Genomic DNA, 14051 nt, shown 5'->3' on the forward strand with positions numbered 1-14051 from the left:
CCTCAGCCCTCCGTCTTCTCTGCTGCGTCCGAGGCCACCTCAGGGGCCGGAGCCGGGCTGGCCGCGACGTCGGCGTCAGCCTTGGCCGCAGCGGCGGCGCCCTTCTCCTGGGCGGCAGCGCGGCCGGCCTCGGTCGACGTCGGCGTGGTGCCCGACGCGCCGGAGCGACGGCGGGACGGACGCTCGCGCCGCGGCGCGCGCTCGGCCGCCGCGGCAGCGTCACGCTCCGCCTTGCCCTTGAGGCCACCGACGATGTCGCCCTTGTAGATCCACACCTTCACGCCGATACGGCCGAACGTCGTGCGGGCCTCGAAGAAGCCGTAGTCGATGTCGGCGCGCAGCGTGTGCAGCGGGACCCGGCCGTCGCGGTAGTGCTCGGAGCGGGACATCTCGGCACCGCCGAGACGGCCGCTGCACTGCACGCGAATGCCCTTGACCTGCGGCGAGCGCATGGACGTCTGGATCGCCTTGCGCATCGCGCGCCGGAAGGCGACACGGTTGGACAGCTGCTCCGCGACACCCTGCGCAACGAGCTGGGCGTCGGCCTCGGAGTTCTTGACCTCGAGGATGTTCAGCTGCACCTGCTTGCCGGTCAGCTTCTCCAGCGCGCCACGGATCCGGTCGGCCTCCGCGCCGCGACGGCCGATGACGATGCCCGGCCGGGCGGTGTGGATGTCGACGCGGACACGGTCACGGGTGCGCTCGATCTCGACCTTCGAGATGCCGGCCCGCTCCATGCCGGTGGACAGGAGCTTGCGGATCTTCACGTCCTCGGCGACGTACTCCGAGTACTGCTTGTCGGCGTACCAGCGCGACTTCCAGTCCGTGGTGATCCCGAGCCGGAAGCCGTGCGGGTTGATCTTCTGGCCCACTACCGGCCACCTGCCTTCTTCTTGCTCTTGGTCTTGGCTTCCGGCCGCGACTCGACCTCGACCGTGATGTGGCTGGTCCGCTTGCGGATCCGGTAGGCGCGGCCCTGGGCACGCGGCCGGATGCGCTTGAGCGTCGGGCCCTCATCGGCGTAGGCGTTCTTGACCCACAGCGTGTCGGGGTCGAGGTCGAGGTTGTTCTCGGCGTTGGCCATGGCGCTGGCGAGCACCTTCGCCACCGGCTCGCTGGCCGCCTGCGGGGCGAACCGGAGCACGGCCAGGGCCTCGTTGGCGTTACGGCCCTTGATCAGCTCGATCACCCGGCGCACCTTGGTCGGCGAGTCCCGGACGAAGCGAGCGCGAGCGAAAGCCATCGGCAGAGCCTCGGCTTCCACGTCGTTACGCGCGTTCATCGTTACTTCCTCTTCTCGGTGCGCGCTCAGCGGCGACGCGACTTGCGGTCATCCTTGACGTGACCCTTGAAGGTCCGCGTCGGGGCGAACTCGCCCAGCTTGTGCCCCACCATGGCCTCGGTGACGAACACCGGGACGTGCTTGCGGCCGTCGTGGACCGCGATGGTGTGACCGAGCATGTCCGGAATGATCGTGGACCTGCGGGACCAGGTCTTGATCACGGTCTTCTTGCCCGACTCGTTGAGCGCGTCCACCTTCTTGAGCAGGTGGTCGTCCACGAACGGGCCTTTTTTCAGGCTACGCGGCATTGGTTAATCCCTCCCTGCTCAGCGCTTCTTGCCGGTACGCCGGCGGCGGACGATCAGCTTGTCGCTCGGCTTGCGGCGGCGGGTGCGGCCCTCCGGCTTGCCGTTCGGGTTCACCGGGTGACGACCACCGGAGGTCTTACCCTCACCACCACCGTGCGGGTGGTCGACCGGGTTCATCACGACACCACGGACGGTGGGGCGCTTGCCCCGCCAGCGGTTACGGCCGGCCTTACCCCAGTTGATGTTCTGGTGCTCGGCGTTGCCGACCTCGCCCACGGTGGCCCGGTTGCGCACGTCCACGTTGCGGATCTCGCCCGAGGGCATCCGCAGCTGGGCGTACGGCCCGTCCTTGGCGACGAGCTGCACGCGGGCACCCGCCGATCGCGCGATCTTCGCGCCGCCACCGGGGCGGAGCTCGATCGCGTGGATCACGGTACCCACCGGGATGTTGCGCAGCGGCAGGTTGTTGCCCGGCTTGATGTCGGCCCGCGGGCCGCTCTCCACCCGGTCACCCTGCTTGAGCTTGTCCGGCGCGATGATGTAGCGCTTCTCGCCGTCGGCGTAGTGCAGCAGCGCGATGCGCGCCGAGCGGTTCGGGTCGTACTCGATGTGCGCGACCTTGGCCGGCACGCCGTCCTTGTCGTTGCGCCGGAAGTCGATGATCCGGTACGCGCGCTTGTGGCCACCGCCCTTGTGCCGGGTGGTGATCTTGCCCGACGAGTTGCGGCCACCGCTCTTGGAAAGCGGCGCGAGGAGCGACTTCTCCGGCGTCGACCGGGTGATCTCGGCGAAGTCGGAGACCGAGGAGCCACGCCGGCCCGGCGTTGTCGGCTTGTACTTGCGGATGCCCATGTCTTCTCAGTCCCTTACGCGGCTGGTCCGCCGAAGATCTCGATCGGCTTGCTCTCGGCCGACAGCGTCACGATGGCGCGCTTGGTGTCCTTGCGCTTGCCGAAGCCGTACCGGGTCCGCTTGCGCTTACCGGGCCGGTTGAGCGTGTTCACGCTGATGACCTTCACGCCGAACACCTTCTCGACCGCGATCTTGATCTGGGTCTTGTTGGCGTCCGGGCGAACCAGGAACGTGTACTTGTGGTCCTCGAGCAGCCCGTAGGACTTCTCGGAGATCACCGGCGCGAGGAGGATGTCACGCGGGTCGGGGATCGCCACGCTGCTCACTGGTCACTCCCTTCCAGCTCGCTGGAGGTCGCCGAGGCCTTGGCGCCCTTGCCCTTGGCAGGGCCGCTGAGGAACGCGTCGAACGCGGCCTTGGTGAAGACCACGTCGTCGTTGACCAGCACGTCGTAGGTGTTCAGCTGGTCCGGCGTGATCAGGTGGACGTAGGAGAGGTTCCGCGCCGACAGCCAGCTGCGCTCGTCCTCACGGTGCAGCACGACCAGCACGCGCTTGGCCTGCGTCACAGCGGCGAGCGCCTTCTTGGCGTCCTTCGTGGACGGCGCCTCGCTGGTCACCAGCTCCGTGATCACGTGCAGCTGGTTGTTGCGCGCCCGGTCGGACAGGGCGCCACGCAGTGCGGCGACCTTCATCTTCTTCGGGGTGCGCTGCGAGTAGTCACGCGGCGTGGGACCGTGCACGACGCCACCACCGGTGAACTGCGGCGCGCGGATCGAACCCTGGCGAGCGCGGCCGGTGCCCTTCTGCCGGTACGGCTTGACGCCACCACCGCGAACCTCGCCGCGGGTCTTCGTGTCGTGCGTGCCCTGGCGGGCGGCGGCCAGCTGGCCCACCACGACCTGGTGCATCAGCGGGATGTTCGCCTGCACGTCGAAGATCTCGGCCGGCAGCTCCACCGTGCCGCTGGCCTCGCCTGCCGGCGTCTTGAGCTCGACAGTCGCGGTCATTCCGTCACACCACCTTTCGCGGCGCTGCGGACGAAGATCAGGCTGCCCTTGGGGCCGGGGACCGCGCCCTTGATCAGGAGCAGACCGTCCTCGGCGCGCACCGAGTGCACCGTCAAGCCCTGCGTGGTGACCCGGGCGTGACCCATCCGGCCGGCCATGCGCAGACCCTTGAACACACGACCCGGGGTGGCGCAGCCACCGATCGAACCGGGGGCGCGGTGCTTGGCCTGGTTACCGTGGCTGGCGCCCTGGCCCTTGAAGCCGTGCCGCTTCATGACACCGGCGTAGCCCTTGCCCTTGCTGGTGCCGGTCACGTCGACCACGGCGCCGGTCTCGAAGACCTCGGCCGTGATCTCCTGGCCGACCTCGTAGGAGTCGGCGTCGGTGGTGCGCAGCTCGGCGAGGAAACGCCGAGGCGTGACGCCGGCCTTCTCGAAGTGCCCGGTCTTCGGCTTGTTCACACGGCGGGGGTCCACCGCGCCGAACGCCAGCTGGACGGCCGAGTAGCCGTCCTTTTCTTGGTTGCGCACCTGGGTCACCACGTTCGGCCCGGCCTGCACGACGGTCACCGGAATGATCCGGTTGTTCTCGTCGAAGACCTGCGTCATGCCGAGCTTGGTGCCCAGAATGCCCTTCACTTGCCTGTCAGACATGAGTCTCTTATCTCCGCCGCTCGCCCAACGCTTACTGGATGTTGACGTCGACGCTGGCCGGCAGGTCGATGCGCATGAGCGCGTCGACCGTCTTCGGCGTCGGGTCGAGGATGTCGATCAGCCGCTTGTGCGTGCGCATCTCGAAGTGCTCGCGCGAGTCCTTGTACTTGTGCGGCGAGCGGATGACGCAGTAAACGTTCTTCTCGGTGGGCAGCGGCACCGGGCCAACAACCGAGGCGCCGGTACGCGTCACCGTCTCAACGATCTTGCGCGCGCTGGCATCGATCGCCTCGTGGTCGTAGGCCTTGAGCCTGATGCGGATCTTCTGTCCCGCCATGGTTCCTTCGTCCTCGGCCCCGGCCAGCTCGCCACCGGTGTCGAAGGCAGGCGTGGCGCCCACCTTCGATCGCCGGTACACCTCGCTGCTGCGAGATGCGCGAGCGGCCGAGGTATCGTCTCGTGCCGCTATTTCCGCACGTCAACGGCCGTGTCCCCGGTCCACGCGGTCGGGCGTGTCGCCCCCACTACGCAGACTGATCCCTAGGGATCATTGTCGTGCCGCTACGTCTTTCCCCACGGAGCGCCGACGAAATCGACGTCTCCTGACTCACGAAAACCGCAAGCCCAGGACTACTCGCGCCGGGGCGGCCGATTCTTTTCGGTTTTCGCCTCGAGAATCGGCCGCCCCGCGTCGAGCAACCTTAACAGGATGCCATATCGACATCAGGCACCCGCACCCGGGGGTACTTTCCCCGGGTGCGGGCCCGAAATCAGTTGATGATCTTGGTGACCTGGCCGGCGCCGACGGTGCGACCACCCTCGCGGATGGCGAACCGCAGACCCTCATCCATCGCGATCGGCTGGATCAGCTTCACCGAGATGTTGGTGTTGTCGCCCGGCATGACCATCTCCGTGCCCTCGGGGAGGGTCACGACGCCGGTCACGTCGGTGGTGCGGAAGTAGAACTGCGGACGGTAGTTGTTGAAGAACGGCGTGTGACGGCCACCCTCGTCCTTGGACAGGATGTAGACCGAGCCCTCGAACTCGGTGTGCGGGGTGGTGGTGCCGGGCTTCACGACGACCTGGCCGCGCTCGACGTCCTCGCGCTTGATACCACGCAGCAGCAGGGCGGCGTTGTCGCCGGCCTGGCCATAGTCGAGCATCTTGTTGAACATCTCGATGCTCGTCACGGTGGTCTTGCGCGACTCCGGACGGATGCCGACGATCTCGACCTCTTCGTTCAGCTTGATCTCGCCGCGCTCGATACGGCCGGTGACGACCGTGCCGCGACCGGTGATCGTGAAGACGTCCTCGATCGGCATCAGGAACGGCTTCTCGATCTCACGAACCGGCTCCGGAACGTTGTCGTCGACGGCGTCCATCAGCTCGAGCACGCTCTGCGCCCACTTCTCGTCGCCCTCGAGGGCCTTGAGACCGGAAACCTTGACAACCGGAGCGTCGTCGCCGGGGAACTCCTGAGCGTTCAGCAGCTCACGAACCTCCAGCTCGACGAGCTCGAGGATCTCCTCGTCGTCGACCATGTCGGCCTTGTTCAGCGCCACCACGATGTAGGGCACGCCGACCTGACGGGCGAGCAGCACGTGCTCACGCGTCTGCGGCATCGGGCCGTCGGTCGCCGCGACCACGAGAATCGCGCCGTCCATCTGGGCCGCGCCGGTGATCATGTTCTTGATGTAGTCGGCGTGACCCGGAGCGTCGACGTGCGCGTAGTGGCGCTTGTCGGTCTGGTACTCGACGTGCGAGATGTTGATCGTGATACCGCGCTGCTTCTCCTCAGGCGCGTTGTCGATCTGGTCGAACGCACGCGACTGGTTGAGCTCCGGGTACTTGTCGTGGAGAACCTTGGTGATCGCCGCGGTCAGAGTGGTCTTGCCGTGGTCGACGTGACCGATGGTTCCGATGTTGACGTGCGGCTTGCTCCGCTCGAACTTCGCCTTCGCCACTGGAATGTCCTCCTGGACTTTCTTGCTCGCGACCGGCGTGGCTGCCGGCCTGCGACTCGATCTGGTCGGTTGTGCGGACCTCAGGGGGAGGCCCTTTTGCGCCCGCTTTGGGCGCTGGTGGAGAGTTACTCCCCCGTCGCCACTGCGCTGTTCGGAAGGCTCCGGGTTCGCACCGCTGCTCGCTCGCTTGCGCTCGCTGCGATGCTCACTCTCCCGTCGCCTTCGCGATGATCTCCTTCGCGACGTTCGCCGGAACCTCCGCGTAGGAATCGAACTGCATGGAGTAGTTCGCACGACCCTGGGTACGGGACCGCAGGTCGCCCACATAACCGAACATCTCCGACAGCGGCACGAGCGCCTTCACGACACGCGTGCCAGACCGCTCCTCCATGGCCTGAATCTGGCCACGGCGGGAGTTCAGGTCACCGATGACATCACCCATGTAGTCCTCGGGTGTGGTCACCTCGACAGCCATCATCGGCTCCAGCAGTGCCGGGCTGGCCTTCTTCGCGGCTTCCTTGAGCGCCATGGAACCGGCGATCTTGAAGGCCATTTCCGAAGAGTCGACCTCGTGGTAGGCACCGTCCAACAAGGTCAGCTTCAACCCGACGAGCGGGTAGCCGGCCAGCACGCCGTACTGCATGGCGTCCTGGGCGCCCGCGTCCACCGAGGGGATGTACTCCCGGGGGATGCGGCCACCGGTGACCTTGTTGTCGAACTCGTAGAACGCACCGTCCGTCGTCGCGAGCGGCTCCAGCTTGATGATCACCTTGGCGAACTGACCGGAGCCACCGGTCTGCTTCTTGTGCACGTAGTCGAGCTTGTCGACCGTCTTGCGGATGGTCTCCCGGTAGGCGACCTGGGGCTTACCGATGTTCGCCTCGACCTTGTAGTCGGACTTCATCCGGTTCACCAGCACCTCGAGGTGCAGCTCGCCCATACCCTCGATGATCGTCTGCCCGGTCTCGTCGTCCTGGCTGACCCGGAAGGTCGGGTCCTCCTCGGCGAGCTTCTGGATCGCGATCGAGAGCTTCTCCTGGTCGGCCTTGGTCTTCGGTTCGATGGCCACCTTGATGACGGGCTCAGGGAAGGTCATCGACTCGAGCACGACCGGGTTCTGCGGGTCGGCAAGGGTGTCACCGGTGGTGGTGTCCTTCAGGCCGATGACCGCGTAGATGTGGCCGACCTGGGCCTCATCGACCGGGTTCTCCTTGTTGGAGTGCATCTGGAAGATCTTGCCGATCCGTTCCTTGCGCTCCTTGGTCGCGTTGACGACCTGGGAGCCGGCGGCGACCTTGCCCGAGTACACCCGGATGTAGGTCAGCTTGCCGAAGAACGGGTGCGCAGCGATCTTGAACGCCAGTGCGGCGAAGGGCTCGTCGACCGAGGGCTTGCGGACGGCCGCGGTCTCGCCGTCGGTCAGCGTGCCCTCGACGGGTGGCAGGTCCAGCGGCGACGGCAGGTAGTCGATCACGGCGTCGAGCATGGGCTGCACGCCCTTGTTCTTGAACGCCGAGCCGGTCAGCACCGGGTACGCCTCACGCGCGATGGTGAGCTTGCGGATACCGGCCTTGATCTCGGCCTCGGTGAGCTCCTCGCCACCGAAGTACTTCTCCATCAGCGCGTCGTCGGTCTCCGCGACAGCCTCGACGAGCTTGTCGCGGTACTCGGCGGCCTTCTCGGCGAGCGCGGCCGGGATCTCCTCGACCTCGTAGTCCTCGCCCTTCTTGACCTCGCCGCGCCAGGTCAGCGCCTTCATGCGGACCAGGTCGATGACGCCCTCGAACTCGTTCTCGGCACCAATCGGCAGCTGGATGACGAGCGGGCGGGCACCGAGACGGTCCTCGATGGTCTTCACCGTGAAGTAGAAGTCCGCACCCAGCTTGTCCATCTTGTTGACGAAACAGATGCGGGGGACCTCGTACTTGTCGGCCTGGCGCCAGACCTGCTCGGACTGGGGCTCAACGCCCTCCTTGCCGTCGAACACCGCGACCGCACCGTCGAGCACCCGGAGGTTGCGCTCCACCTCGACGGTGAAGTCGACGTGACCCGGGGTGTCGATGATGTTGATCTGGTGGTCGGCCCAGAAGGTGGTGGTGGCAGCCGAGGTGATGGTGATACCTCGCTTCTGCTCCTCCTCCATCCAGTCCATCGTCGCGGCGCCGTCGTGCACCTCGCCGATCTTGTAGTTGATCCCGGTGTAGAACAGGATTCGCTCGGTGGTGGTGGTCTTACCGGCGTCGATGTGGGCCATGATGCCGATGTTGCGGACCTTGTTGAGGTCTGTCAGCACGTCGCGTGCCACTTCAGTGTTCCCCTGTCTCAAACGTGGGGCCCGGCATTGGCTTGGGTCGGCTGCCGGGCAGCAATCACCAGCGGTAGTGGGCGAATGCCTTGTTGGACTCGGCCATCTTGTGCGTGTCCTCGCGGCGCTTCACGCTGGCCCCGAGGCCGTTGCTCGCGTCGAGCAGCTCGTTCTGCAAACGCTCGATCATGGTCTTCTCGCGGCGCTGCCGGGCGAAGGTGACGATCCAGCGGAGCGCAAGGGTGGTCGAGCGGCCGGGCTTGACCTCGATCGGCACCTGGTAGGTGGCACCACCGACGCGGCGGCTCTTCACCTCGAGGGTGGGCTTCACGTTGTCGAGTGCGCGCTTCAGCGTGACGACCGGGTCGGTGCCGGTCTTATCGCGAGCGCCTTCCAGTGCGCCGTAGACGATGCGCTCCGCCAGGGAGCGCTTGCCGTCCTGCAGCACCTTGTTCACCAGCTGGGTGACGAGGGGCGATGCGTAGACGGGGTCAGCGATCAGCGGCCGCTTCGGGGCCGGTCCCTTGCGGGGCATTAGCTCTTCTCCTTCTTCGCGCCGTACCGACTGCGCGCCTGCTTGCGGTTCTTCACGCCCTGGGTGTCGAGCGTGCCGCGGATGATCTTGTAGCGAACGCCCGGCAGGTCCTTCACACGACCACCACGAACCAGCACCATCGAGTGCTCCTGGAGGTTGTGACCCTCACCGGGAATGTAGGCCGTGACCTCGATGCCGCTGGTCAGCTTCACACGCGCGACCTTGCGCAGCGCCGAGTTCGGCTTCTTGGGCGTGGTGGTGTACACGCGAGTGCACACGCCGCGCCGCTGCGGGCTCCCCTTGAGCGCCGCGGTCTTCTGCTTGGCAGCCTTGTCCTGGCGGCCCTTGCGGACCAGCTGCTGGATCGTGGGCAATGGACCAGCTTTCTGTCGCGTTCTCTAGCTCTACAGCTCTACGTTTGTCAGCTCCCCGGTCCCCGCGGTCGGGCGTGTCGGCCCGCGTCAGGATCTTTCGATCCGCTAACTTCCCATCGGGATTGCCGTGGACCTCCGCCGAGCCCTTGGCCGCGTTCCGGACAACACCGTGTCCAGCTCGTGACCACAAGGCACGCGGAGCAGCCCGACAGCATGCCGGGCACGGTCGTCAAAGATACCCGCCCGAGTTCGATGCGACCACATCGGGGGTCGGTTATGACCGGAGCCGCAACCCGGAGCGGGTGCTTACGCCTTCCACTCTAACGCAGCAAGCCGTCCGAACAGGCTGCTTTTCCGATCCGGGGACAATTCCGCAAAACCCTGACCAACGACTATTACCGCAGGTAGTGTCTGCGTGATTGGAAACCGGATCACCAAAAACAGCAGGTCATAGACCTGCCAACACATCAACCAGCGCGCGGCCCAGTGTATTCCCGCGTGGCACGGCGAGTGATCGAATCCGTCACGGCGGCGGTCATCGACCTGACGGGGCGTAGGTGACTTGATAGGTCATGAGTCGCGAAGAAACTCGGCCTCGATCTCGGCGACCTTGATGCCCAAGCCGGCATCAAGCTCAGCCTCACCTTCGGCGATCGCCGCCACAAGCTCCGGATCGGCAGCGACGGCAATGGTCTCTTCGAGCGACTCCAAACACTCGGGAGACATCACGACAGCGACGGTCTGCCCGTGGCGCGCAACATCCACGCGTCCGTAGGCGGATTGTCGCCCGAAACGATTCGGCCCCCGGGGCGCGGGAGGCACCCCGGGGGCCGATACGGCTCCTCGAACGCTACTTACCGGAAGTCGCGGCCGAAGTCGTAGTCGTCAAGCGGCACAGCGGCACCCGTTCCAGTACCGAAGACATCCGGCGTGTAGTAGCCATCGTCGTAGGACGGGATCGCGTACGCCGCCACCCGCGCCTCCTCCGTCGGCTGCACCTGGATGTTGCGGTACCGGTTGATACCCGTACCAGCCGGAATCAGCTTACCGATGATCACGTTCTCCTTCAGACCGACGAGCTTGTCGCTACGGCCGTTGATCGCCGCATCCGTCAGCACCCGCGTGGTCTCCTGGAACGACGCCGCCGACAGCCACGAGTCGGTGGTCAGCGACGCCTTCGTGATACCCATCAGCACCGGACGGCCGGAGGCCGGCTCGCCGCCCTCCGCCACCGACTGCCGGTTGACCTGCTCGAAGCGGGTGCGCTCGGGCAGCTCACCTGGCAGGAACTCGGTCGCACCGGAGTCGATGATCGTCACGCGGCGCAGCATCTGCCGCACGATGACCTCGATGTGCTTGTCGTGGATCGACACACCCTGCGCCCGGTACACCTTCTGGACCTCGTCCACCAGGTGCATCTGCGCCTCGCGCGGCCCCATCACACGCAGCACCTCGTGCGGGTCCGGCGTGCCCTCGAGCAGCAGCTGACCGACGTTGACGTGGTCGCCGTCCGCCAGCGGACCGTTCGGGCCGACCGCGAGCCGCTGCCGCTTCGACAGCTTGTCGAAGACGATCTCCTCGCTGCCGTCGTCCGGGATCAGCGTGATCTTCCAGAACCGCTCGCTCTCCTCGATGCGCACACGGCCATCGACGTCGGCGATCGGCGCCTTGCCCTTCGGCACGCGAGCCTCGAACAGCTCGGTCACACGGGGCAGACCGGTCGTGATGTCGTCACCGGCGACACCACCCTGGTGGAAGGTACGCATCGTCAGCTGCGTACCGGGCTCACCGATCGACTGGGCGGCGACGATACCGACGGCCTCACCGACGTCGACCAGCTTGCCGGTCGCCATCGAGCGGCCGTAGCAGGTCGCACAGACACCCGTTGCCGACTCGCAGGTCAGCACGCTGCGTACCTTGACCTTGGTGATGCCGCTCGAGACCAGTGCCTCGATGGCAGGGTCGCCGAGGTCGTCGCCGGCGTTGAGCACCACGTTGCCCTGCGCGTCGACGGCGTCCGCCGCCAGGTTGCGGGCGTAGGCGCTCGTCTCGACGTGCTGTGCACGCACGATCCTGCCGTCACCGAGGTCCTCGGCGATGGGCATGTTGATGCCGCGGGTGGTGCTGCAGTTGACCTCACGGACGATGACGTCCTGCGAGACGTCCACCAGACGACGGGTCAGGTAACCCGAGTCGGCGGTCCGCAGCGCGGTGTCGGCCAGACCCTTCCTGGCACCGTGCGTGGCGATGAAGTACTCCGCCACGGACAGGCCCTCACGGAAGTTCGACTTGATCGGCCGCGGGATGTACTCACCCTTCGGGTTCGACACCAGACCACGCATACCGGCCAGCGACCGGACCTGGGTCATGTTGCCCGCCGCACCGGACTTCACGATCATCGCGATCGGGTTGTCCTCGGGGAAATGCTCCTCCATGACCTTCGCGACGTCTTCCGTCGCCTGGCCCCACACCTTGACGAGCTCGTTGTTGCGCTCGGCGTGCGAGAGCTGGCCACGCTGGTAGCGCTTCTCCACCTGAGCGGCCCTGGCCTCGTACTGGTCGAGGATCTCCTTCTTCTCCGGCGGCACGAGCACGTCGGAGATGGCGACGGTGACGCCGGAGCGGGTCGCCCAGTGGAAGCCGGCGTCCTTGAGCCGGTCCAGTGTCTGCGCAACCTGCGTCATCGAGTACCGCTCGGCGAGGTCGTTGACGATGACCGCCTGGCGCTTCTTCGGCAGCGGCTCGTTGACGAACGGGTAGTCCGCCGGGAGCAGCTCGTTGAACAGCACACGGCCAAGGGTGGTCTCGGCCAGCCAGGGCTGACCGGGCTCCCAGCCGCTCTCCCGCAGCGTGGGCTCCTCCGCCTTCGGTGGCTGCCGGTCCTTCACGCGGATCTTGACCGGAGCGTGCAGGCCGACCTGCTTCATGTCGTAGGCCATGATGGCCTCGGCGACAGAGGAGAACGCCTGGCCTGTGCCCTTGGCGGTCTCGTCGAGCCTGGTCAGGTGGAACAGGCCGGTCACCATGTCCAGACGCGGCATGGCGAGCGGGCGACCGGATGCCGGCGACAGGATGTTGTTCGCCGACAGCATCAGGATGCGGGCCTCGGCCTGTGCCTCCGCCGACAGCGGCAGGTGCACGGCCATCTGGTCACCGTCGAAGTCCGCGTTGAACGCCTCGCAGACCAGCGGGTGCAGCTGGATGGCCTTGCCTTCCACCAGCTGCGGCTCGAAGGCCTGGATACCGAGGCGGTGCAGCGTCGGCGCACGGTTGAGCAGCACCGGGTGGCCGTTGATGACCTCTTCCAGCACGTCCCACACCTGCGGGCGGGCCCGCTCCACCATCCGCTTGGCGGACTTGATGTTCTGCGCGTGGTTGAGGTCGACCAGCCGCTTCATGACGAAGGGCTTGAACAGCTCCAGCGCCATGTCCTTCGGCAGACCGCACTGGTGCAGCTTCAGCTGCGGACCGACGATGATGACCGAACGGCCCGAGTAGTCGACACGCTTACCGAGCAGGTTCTGACGGAACCGGCCCTGCTTGCCCTTGAGCAGGTCGGACAGCGACTTCAGCGGCCTGTTGCCAGGACCGGTCACCGGCCGGCCGCGGCGGCCGTTGTCGAACAGCGCGTCGACGGCCTCCTGCAGCATCCGCTTCTCGTTGTTGACGATGATCTCGGGCGCACCGAGGTCGATCAGTCGCTTCAACCGGTTGTTCCGGTTGATGACGCGGCGGTACAGGTCGTTGAGGTCCGACGTGGCGAACCGGCCACCGTCGAGCTGCACCATCGGGCGCAGCTCCGGCGGGATCACCGGAACGGCGTCGAGCACCATGCCCCGCGGGTCGTTGCCGGTGGCCTGGAACGCGGCCACCACCTTGAGCCGCTTGAGGGCACGCAGCTTCTTCTGCCCCTTGCCGTTGCGGATCGTGTCGCGAAGGTTGTCGGCCTCGGCGCTGACATCGAACTCCGTGGCCAGCTTCTGGATGGCCTCGGCGCCCATGCCACCGGTGAAGTACTCGCCGTAGCGGTCGATCAGCTCGCGGTAGAGCAGCTCATCGACGATCAGCTGCCGCGGCTCGAGCTTGGTGAACGTCGACCAGACCTCCTCGAGCCGGTCCAGCTCACGCTGGGCCCGGTCGCGGAGCTGGCGCATCTCACGCTCGCCGCCCTCCTTGACCTTGCGGCGCACGTCGGCCTTCGCGCCCTCACTCTCGAGCTCGGCGAGGTCGGTCTCGAGCTTCTGCGCCCGCGCCTCGATGTCGGCGTCGCGCTTGGCCTCGATGTTCTTGCGCTCGACGCTGATCTCGTTCTCCAGCGTCGGCTGATCGTTGTGCCGCAGCTCGGTGTTCACACCGGTGATCACGTAGGCCGCGAAGTAAATGATCTTCTCGAGGTCCTTCGGCGCCAGGTCGAGCAGGTAGCCCAGCCGCGACGGAACACCCTTGAAGTACCAGATGTGCGTGACGGGAGCGGCCAGCTCGATGTGGCCCATCCGCTCACGGCGCACCTTGGCACGAGTGACCTCGACACCACAGCGCTCACAGATGATGCCCTTGAAGCGGACCCGCTTGTACTTACCGCAGTAGCACTCCCAGTCCCGGGTCGGACCGAAGATCTTCTCGCAGAAGAGCCCGTCCTTCTCCGGCTTGAGCGTGCGGTAGTTGATGGTCTCGGGCTTCTTCACCTCACCGAAGGACCACTGGCGAATGTCGTCGGCGGTGGCCAGGCCGATGCGAAGCTCATCGAAGAAGTTAACGTCCAGCAAGGC

The 14051-nt window shown here is 66.3% G+C and carries 14 protein-coding genes; all 14 read right to left on the reverse strand.

Annotated features, from left to right (window positions below):
* Positions 1-2 precede the first annotated feature (2 nt).
* The 14 genes from rpsC to ABZ863_RS00555 all read right to left on the reverse strand — a co-directional run bounded on the left by rpsC (position 3) and on the right by ABZ863_RS00555 (position 14048).
* A complete protein-coding gene (gene rpsC, locus ABZ863_RS00490) occupies positions 3-872 on the reverse strand; it encodes a 30S ribosomal protein S3 (protein WP_358529168.1) in 870 nt (289 codons plus the stop codon).
* The gene (rplV, locus tag ABZ863_RS00495) at positions 872-1282 is read right to left on the reverse strand and encodes a 50S ribosomal protein L22 (protein WP_358529170.1); all 411 of its coding nucleotides are present in this window, start codon (positions 1280-1282) and stop codon (positions 872-874) included. The genes rpsC and rplV overlap by 1 nt, the downstream gene beginning before the upstream one ends.
* A 26-nt stretch (positions 1283-1308) precedes the next feature.
* The gene (gene rpsS, locus ABZ863_RS00500; protein WP_009152380.1) at positions 1309-1590 is read right to left on the reverse strand and encodes a 30S ribosomal protein S19; all 282 of its coding nucleotides are present in this window, start codon (positions 1588-1590) and stop codon (positions 1309-1311) included.
* 18 nt (positions 1591-1608) lie between these two features.
* Positions 1609-2442 carry a 50S ribosomal protein L2 gene (gene rplB, locus ABZ863_RS00505; RefSeq protein WP_358529173.1) on the reverse strand — a complete coding sequence of 278 codons (834 nt, stop codon included), beginning with the start codon at positions 2440-2442 and terminating at the stop codon, positions 1609-1611.
* A gap of 14 nt (positions 2443-2456) precedes the next feature.
* A complete protein-coding gene (rplW, locus tag ABZ863_RS00510) occupies positions 2457-2768 on the reverse strand; it encodes a 50S ribosomal protein L23 (RefSeq protein ID WP_358529176.1) in 312 nt (103 codons plus the stop codon).
* Positions 2765-3451, reverse strand: a complete 687-nt coding sequence (rplD, locus tag ABZ863_RS00515; RefSeq protein ID WP_358529178.1) for a 50S ribosomal protein L4 — start codon at positions 3449-3451, stop codon at positions 2765-2767. The genes rplW and rplD overlap by 4 nt, the downstream gene beginning before the upstream one ends.
* Positions 3448-4104, reverse strand: a complete 657-nt coding sequence (gene rplC, locus ABZ863_RS00520; RefSeq protein ID WP_358529181.1) for a 50S ribosomal protein L3 — start codon at positions 4102-4104, stop codon at positions 3448-3450. The genes rplD and rplC overlap by 4 nt, the downstream gene beginning before the upstream one ends.
* Positions 4105-4135: 31 nt before the next feature.
* Positions 4136-4441: a 30S ribosomal protein S10 gene (rpsJ, locus tag ABZ863_RS00525; protein ID WP_003883485.1), complete on the reverse strand. Its 306-nt coding sequence runs from the start codon at positions 4439-4441 to the stop codon at positions 4136-4138.
* A 433-nt stretch (positions 4442-4874) separates the two neighbouring features.
* Positions 4875-6068: an elongation factor Tu gene (gene tuf, locus ABZ863_RS00530; RefSeq protein WP_358529184.1), complete on the reverse strand. Its 1194-nt coding sequence runs from the start codon at positions 6066-6068 to the stop codon at positions 4875-4877.
* Between the two features lie 205 nt (positions 6069-6273).
* Positions 6274-8373, reverse strand: a complete 2100-nt coding sequence (fusA, locus tag ABZ863_RS00535) for an elongation factor G (protein ID WP_358529186.1) — start codon at positions 8371-8373, stop codon at positions 6274-6276.
* A 64-nt stretch (positions 8374-8437) separates the two neighbouring features.
* The gene (gene rpsG, locus ABZ863_RS00540; protein WP_358529188.1) at positions 8438-8908 is read right to left on the reverse strand and encodes a 30S ribosomal protein S7; all 471 of its coding nucleotides are present in this window, start codon (positions 8906-8908) and stop codon (positions 8438-8440) included.
* Positions 8908-9282: a 30S ribosomal protein S12 gene (gene rpsL / locus ABZ863_RS00545; protein ID WP_358529190.1), complete on the reverse strand. Its 375-nt coding sequence runs from the start codon at positions 9280-9282 to the stop codon at positions 8908-8910. Before rpsL ends, rpsG begins: the two co-directional genes overlap by 1 nt.
* A 570-nt stretch (positions 9283-9852) precedes the next feature.
* Entirely contained in the window at positions 9853-10047 is a 195-nt protein-coding gene (locus ABZ863_RS00550) for a hypothetical protein (RefSeq protein WP_358529192.1), read from the reverse strand.
* An 89-nt stretch (positions 10048-10136) separates the two neighbouring features.
* Complete coding sequence (locus ABZ863_RS00555) at positions 10137-14048, reverse strand: DNA-directed RNA polymerase subunit beta' (protein WP_358529194.1); 3912 nt, start codon at positions 14046-14048, stop codon at positions 10137-10139.
* Between the last annotated feature and the right edge of the window lie 3 nt (positions 14049-14051).

It is taken from the genome of Saccharomonospora sp. NPDC046836, from assembly GCF_040645195.1.
Taxonomy (GTDB): Bacteria; Actinomycetota; Actinomycetes; order Mycobacteriales; family Pseudonocardiaceae; genus Prauserella_A.

Coding starts and splice junctions, on each gene's coding strand:
- rplV (WP_358529170.1), bottom strand. CDS start 1,282: ATGAACGCGCGTAACGACGTGGAAGCCGAGGCTCTGCCGATGGCTTTC.
- rpsS (WP_009152380.1), bottom strand. CDS start 1,590: ATGCCGCGTAGCCTGAAAAAAGGCCCGTTCGTGGACGACCACCTGCTC.
- rplB (WP_358529173.1), bottom strand. CDS start 2,442: ATGGGCATCCGCAAGTACAAGCCGACAACGCCGGGCCGGCGTGGCTCC.
- rplD (WP_358529178.1), bottom strand. CDS start 3,451: ATGACCGCGACTGTCGAGCTCAAGACGCCGGCAGGCGAGGCCAGCGGC.
- rplC (WP_358529181.1), bottom strand. CDS start 4,104: ATGTCTGACAGGCAAGTGAAGGGCATTCTGGGCACCAAGCTCGGCATG.
- rpsJ (WP_003883485.1), bottom strand. CDS start 4,441: ATGGCGGGACAGAAGATCCGCATCAGGCTCAAGGCCTACGACCACGAG.
- rpsG (WP_358529188.1), bottom strand. CDS start 8,908: ATGCCCCGCAAGGGACCGGCCCCGAAGCGGCCGCTGATCGCTGACCCC.